This window comes from Pseudoalteromonas sp. Z1A6 (assembly GCF_011378745.1).
Lineage (GTDB): Bacteria > Pseudomonadota > Gammaproteobacteria > Enterobacterales > Alteromonadaceae > Pseudoalteromonas > Pseudoalteromonas arctica.
Genome location: NZ_WTKW01000370.1, coordinates 1 through 3,904 on the forward strand (window position 1 = coordinate 1; position 3,904 = coordinate 3,904).

The window sequence follows — 3,904 nt, forward strand, 5'->3', positions numbered from 1 at the left end:
TACTTAAAAAAAGCGCAAGGTTACCTAGATTGTGAAATAATGATTGGGTCTAAAATTTTACAGTGAAATTATTTAATGAAACTTAAAGCAATTTATAGCGCACTACTTGTTGCCGCTTCTTTTAGTCCTTTTTTTAGTAACAGTGCATTTGCAGCAGACTCTCTTCGTGTTGCTACTTTTAATGTAAGTATGGATGCAACTAATCACACACCTAAAGGTGAGCAAGTTAAAAGTGATGCTTTAGTTAATGCACTTAAAGCAAACCACCAGCAAATTAAGAACATAGCAGAAATTATTCAACGTGTTCGCCCTGATATTATTTTACTTAACGAATTTGATTACATCCCAAAAGAGCAGGGAATTGAATACTTTAATCAACATTATTTAAATGTAGGTCAGCAAAAACAAGCCGCTATTAATTACCCTTACTCTTATATTGCCCCTGTAAATACAGGCCTAGCTACCGAGTTTGATTTAGATAACGATGGCAAGAAAAATGGCGTGATGGGCGATGCACAAGGCTTTGGCTTTTTTGAAGGCCATTACGGTATGGCTATTTTGTCAAAGTACCCAATCGATTTTGATAAAGTAAGAACCCTTCAAACCTTTAAATATAAAGACATGCCAAATGCACAAATGCCCGTAATGCCTAAAACAGGCGAAAACTGGTATAACGCTCAAGAATGGCAAGCGTTAAGACTTAGCTCTAAATCGTTTTGGGATTTACCTATTAACGTAAATGATAAAACCATTCATGTTATTGCATCTCACCCAACACCCCCTGTATTTGACGGTGAAGAGGATAGAAACGGCAAACGTAACCACGATGAAGTAAGGTTAATTGCCGATTACGTTTCAAACGCTAAGTATATTTACGATGATAAAGGCGAAAAGGGTGGTTTAAAAACTTACTCTCGGTTTGTTATTTTAGGCGATTTAAATGCCGCACCAGAGGGCGATAAAGCCCGCACAAATACCACCGACCAACTGCTTAAAAACCCATTGATAAATGCAAGCTTTGTTCCAAAAAGTGAGGGCGCTAAAGAGCAGTATGCTGTGCCTTATGCACAAAATTACAGTGCTAATTGGCAAGCGCGTGTTGATTACGTACTACCGTCAAACTACGGCTTAAAAGTTAAAGACGGTGGTGTGTTTTGGCCAACTAAAACGAGCAATGAATATCGTTTAATTAAAGACAGAAACGCATCGAGCGATCATCGACTGGTGTGGCTTGATTTAATAGTTGAATAACGCCTATTAACAGGGGATGCGCTAGTAAACTGAGCTTTACCCTGTTTAATGGCTATTTATCTTAAAAAATTGCAATAACTTGAGTGCTTCTGCTTAAATACGGCTTAATTATAATAACCGTATAGAAGCACTATGATTTTTAATTTTTCTTCATCTAAAACGTTAGTGGCCTTAGCTGTTGCCTCAAGTGTCATGCTTGCAGGTTGTAGCGCGACCGCTAACACCTCATCAACACAGCAAAGTGCTTTACCAGCAACATCGGTTGCTGCGGTTGTAAACACGCCAGCAGATATCGGCTCACAAAAAATAACGTTAGAACAAGCAATGGCCGATCCTGATTGGATGGGCAATCAACCAGAGAGCGCTTATTGGGCTAGCGATTCGGCTACTATTATTTATGCTCAAAAAGAGCAAGGTAATACACTACGCGATTTATTTAGCCAATCTGTTACTAGCCAAACAGCAGAGCAAATTGCACTTAATAAACTTCATACTGTGGGTTCAAATAAAGTCGTTTATTCAAAAAATAAAACAATGGCGGCCTACACGTTTAAAGGCAATGTGTTTGTTAAAAACCTAAAAACCGGTGAACTTAAACAAATTACAGCGACATCAGCAAGCGAATCTAAACCACAATTTTTAAATAATGGCGATTTAGTTTACCGCCAAGGCAATGTATTTTTTAAAGTTGATTTAAAAACAGGCTTAACGAGCGAGCTTGCTAACTTAAAACTTGCTGATGAGCCAAAAGGGATTGAAGAGCCAAGCACGTATATTGCTAAAGAGCAGCATAAATTGATTAAGTTTGTGGCGCTTCAACAAAAAAATAAAAAAGTTAAGCAAGCACGTAATGAGCAAATTAATGAACAAAACGATTCAATTGCTAACACAGCTTACTACTTAGGTGAGGGTAATAAAGTTGCAGAAGCACAGCTTTCGCCAAATGGTGATGCGCTGTTAGTCGTTGTACAAAAGCAAACAGATTGGCGTGGTGATGGCGATATTATGCCTAACTACATTACAAATGACGCCACTATAGAACCTAAAAAAGCACGCCGCCGTGTAGCCGATGCTAAAGAAGAAACCTCAAAGCTTGTGTACATCAATTTAACTAACAAAGAGCAAACATCACTTAGCTTTAATACCTTACCGGGCTTTGATGAAGATGTTTTAGCCGCAGTTAAAAAAGAAAATTATGCACGTGATGGTAAAACATATAAGTCTAAAAAGGCGCCTCGTGGCATTAACCTTATTATGGACTGGGGTTTTGAGCAAAGCCCAATAGTATGGAACGATGACGGCTCGCAAGTAGCTGTCATGCTCGAAGCATGGGACAACAAAGACCGCTGGCTTGCTACCGTTGATTTTAAAAGCAACAAACTTGTGTCGCAACATCGCCTTCATGACGATGCATGGATTGCTTATGCGTTTAACGACTTTGGCTGGTTACATAACTCGAACACGCTTTATTACCTATCGGAAGAGTCGGGTTATAGCCAGCTTTATAAAAAACCAATTAACGGCAAAGCAACTGTGCTAACACAAGGCCAATTTGAGGTTTCTAACTTAACGCTTACCAGCGACGACAGCGCAATTTATTACAAAGCGAATGTTGAGCACCCAGGCCTGTACGAAATTTACCGTGTTAACCCGCAAACAGGTAATAGCGAGCAAGTTACTGACTTAAATGGCATGACTGATTACACGTTAAGCCCAGATGAAACTAAGTTACTCCTTAAGCACTCTACAATTACCAAGCCTAATGAGCTTTATGTAGCAGATGCTCAAGCCAATACGAAAGCAACGCGATTAACGCATACTGTGTCGGATGAGTTTTTAGCTAAAAAGCTAACAGCCCCTAAAATTGTTGCTGTGCCATCGAGCCATACTGATCAACCTATATACGCAAAAGTGTATTACCCAGCTGATTACGTTGAGGGTGAAGTAGGTAAAAACCGCAAAGCGGTTATTTTTAATCACGGCGCGGGTTACTTACAAAACTCACATATGGGGTTTTCGGTTTATTTTCGTGAATTTATGTTCCATTCATTGCTCGCTGATGAAGGTTACATAGTAATGGATATGGATTACCGCGCATCTAAAGGTTACGGCCGTGATTGGCGCACCGCGATTTATCGTCAAATGGGCACACCTGAAACACAAGATTTAGCCGATGGCGTTAAATGGATGGCGCAAAATGCCAACGTTGATACCAAAGCAGTTGGTACTTATGGTGGCTCATACGGCGGCTTTATGACCTTTATGGCATTGTTTACCGCGCCTGAGTTATTTCAATCGGGTGCAGCACTACGACCTGTTACCGACTGGGCACATTACAACACAGGTTATACGGCTAATATATTAAACCATCCTGATGTTGACCCGATTGCATATGAGCGCAGCTCGCCAATTTATTACGCTGAGGGTTTAAACAAACGTTTATTAATTAACGCACCCATGGTTGACGATAACGTGTTTTTTCAAGACTCAGTGCGTTTAGTACAGCGCTTAATAGAGCTAGAAAAGCAAAACTTTGAAACAGCTATATTCCCTGTTGAACCACATGGTTTTGTACAGCCTTCAAGTTGGTTAGACGAATATCGCCGTATTCATAAATTATTTAAAGAAACGCTTTAATCTCTAATTCTTAAAG

2 protein-coding genes are annotated in these 3,904 nt (G+C 39.7%); both read left to right on the plus strand.

Translation table 11 applies throughout. The features are described from left to right. The first annotated feature begins 75 nt into the window (after nucleotides 1–75). Nucleotides 76–1,251, plus strand: a complete 1,176-nt coding sequence (locus GQR46_RS17255) for an endonuclease/exonuclease/phosphatase family protein (RefSeq protein ID WP_165741705.1) — start codon at nucleotides 76–78, stop codon at nucleotides 1,249–1,251. Between the two features lie 132 nt (nucleotides 1,252–1,383). Further along, entirely contained in the window at nucleotides 1,384–3,888 is a 2,505-nt protein-coding gene (locus GQR46_RS17260; protein WP_165741707.1) for a prolyl oligopeptidase family serine peptidase, read from the plus strand. Nucleotides 3,889–3,904: the final 16 nt, after the last annotated feature.